The sequence below is a fragment of the Protofrankia sp. Cj3 genome, from assembly GCF_917627355.1.
In the GTDB taxonomy this organism is placed as follows: Bacteria; Actinomycetota; Actinomycetes; order Frankiales; family Frankiaceae; genus Protofrankia.
This window is the reverse complement of sequence record NZ_CAKJTR010000089.1, coordinates 1,696-3,613: the sequence shown is the minus strand read 5'-3', so window position 1 is coordinate 3,613 and position 1,918 is coordinate 1,696. Positions and strand designations below refer to the sequence as shown.

3 protein-coding genes and 1 tRNA gene are annotated in these 1,918 nt (G+C 66.7%); all 4 read left to right on the top strand.

Annotation, left to right across the window (positions count from 1 at the left end; translation table 11 throughout):
• Positions 1 to 226 (top strand): hypothetical protein (locus MJ783_RS13585; protein ID WP_239310798.1); only part of this gene is annotated, 226 nt, incomplete at its 5' end.
• A 505-nt stretch (positions 227 to 731) separates the two neighbouring features.
• Positions 732 to 1,190 (top strand): peroxiredoxin, encoded by a 459-nt coding sequence (locus MJ783_RS13580; protein WP_239310797.1) that lies wholly within the window; start codon positions 732 to 734, stop codon positions 1,188 to 1,190.
• A 56-nt stretch (positions 1,191 to 1,246) separates the two neighbouring features.
• The gene (locus tag MJ783_RS13575; protein WP_239310796.1) at positions 1,247 to 1,708 is read left to right on the top strand and encodes a hypothetical protein; all 462 of its coding nucleotides are present in this window, start codon (positions 1,247 to 1,249) and stop codon (positions 1,706 to 1,708) included.
• A gap of 135 nt (positions 1,709 to 1,843) precedes the next feature.
• Positions 1,844 to 1,918: transfer RNA gene (locus MJ783_RS13570), tRNA-Val, on the top strand.

Below are 1,918 nucleotides of genomic sequence, written 5' to 3'. Positions count from 1 at the left end.
ACACGCTGGTGAGCCGGCCGTCGCGTTCGGGCCTGTCGCCCGGTGGACGCGGGCGGCGGGGCTGGTCGTGCTCATCGACGCGCCGCGGCCCGCATGGCTGCTGGTCCCCGTGGAGCTGACCGTACGGACTGAGGTTCTGGTCGGTCACCGCGTTCCCCTGTTCCGTGTACCGCTCGGTGTACGGTCGGCCGCCCGGTCGCAACTGATCACAGTAGTGCCCCAGTAAGAGCGACCGGCCATAGGAGACGCGGCGTCGCGGGGCCAGGGCACGCACCTCGCGTCATCGCTGCCCGTCCATCGCCGCGGGATGCACGGGTACCCCGGCTCGTCGGTCGCCACCCGACACCTCCGGCGGCTGCCTCTGCCGCCTCGCGATGCACGCACCCCAGCCCCGCTCCTTGATCCACACCCCTATTGCCGGGCGCTCTAAGTCATGCATGGTCATCACAGATGGTCTAGGGCGTGGCGGCTTCGGCCGCGTCCAGTCCGATGGTCGACGAAGCGACCGAGGTAGCGGATTTTTACCCGGAGCGACGCAACAGGGCAAATATTACTGGTTGTGATATTCGCAGGTGAGACTTCGGACGCGTCCCTTCCGCATGGTTACCTGGCCGGCGCACACCTTCGGCCTGCCGTGGCGGATGTCAAGGTTGATCAGGTGGCATGCTGGGTGCGCGTGGTCGACCGCCCTTTCCTGACGGGACACCGTCCGCTGTCGAGAGGATTGCCCAGTGGCCGTAGAGGTGGGCACCGCTGCCCCAGATTTCACTTTGCGTGATCAAAATAACGAGGAGGTTGTGCTCTCGGAGTTCCATGGACGTCGTAACGTTGTTCTTTTGTTTTACCCGCTTACTTTTACCGGCATCTGCCAGGGCGAGCTCTGCGCGGTCCGTGACGATCTCTCGTCGTTCCAGAACGACGATGTGCAGCTGCTCGCCATCTCCGTCGACTCGCCTTACGCTCACAAGGTGTGGGCTGACCGCGAGGGCTATGATTTCCCGCTGCTCGCGGACTTCTGGCCGCACGGCGAGGTTGCGCGCAGTTACGGCGTTCTGGAGGAGAGCAAGGGCTTCGCGGTGCGGGCGACCTTCGTCATCGACAAAGAGGGCATCGTGCGCTGGAGGGTTGTCAACGGGCCTGGCGAAGCACGCGACCATGCCGAGTATCTGAAGGCGCTCGCGGCCCTGTAGCCTGCCTCGATCGTCCCGTCAACCTGCCAGGTGCCAGACCGCAAGCATCATCCGGTATGTCACTGGTGGTCCTGAGGGAGCTGGCCGGCCGCCGGGTGTGCGATCATGAATCCGTGCCCGGCGGCCTTGAGGGAGTTAGTAGTCGCGCGATGCCGTGTTTTCGTTGTCACGTCCGTCAGACCGATCCCGCGCGCGGGTCCAGCCCATGGCGACGGGCGGTGGTCGACGGTGAACAGGTTCTGTTCTGCCCGCCATGCCAGCAGGTGACGGGATGGTCGGAGGTTCTTGACCGGTGCGATGGCTGCGGCTCCACCCAGCTGGCCAAGGCCCTTGGCGCGGTCTCGTGCCGGGACTGCGGCCGGGAGAGCTCACCGGTGTCGGCTAGCGAGGGCCTTTCGGCTGCCAGCCCCCAGCTGCCGCGGGGGAGCGCCGGTAGGCAGGCCATGCCCGTGTCTCCCGACCTCAGCGACGAGATCGGGGCCGCGCTCGCGCGGGTGCTGGGCCGTGCCGTGACATAACCGCGGCCGCCCGTCCGCGCTCTGCCCCTGCCCCTGTTCCCGACCAGGTGGCTGGCGGCGTCGGGGCTCGTGGCAAACTGATGCGGCACCGGTTCCCCACGGGAGGGCGATGTTGCGTACCCTTACGAGGGGCTAGGGCGCGTAGCTCAGCGGGAGAGCGCTCGCCTTACAAGCGAGTGGTCGCAGGTTCGATCCCTGCCGCGCCCACCA

Excerpts from the sequence above, each read along its gene's own strand:
- MJ783_RS13575 (WP_239310796.1), top strand. The coding sequence starts at position 1,247 with ATGTCACTGGTGGTCCTGAGGGAGCTGGCCGGCCGCCGGGTGTGCGAT.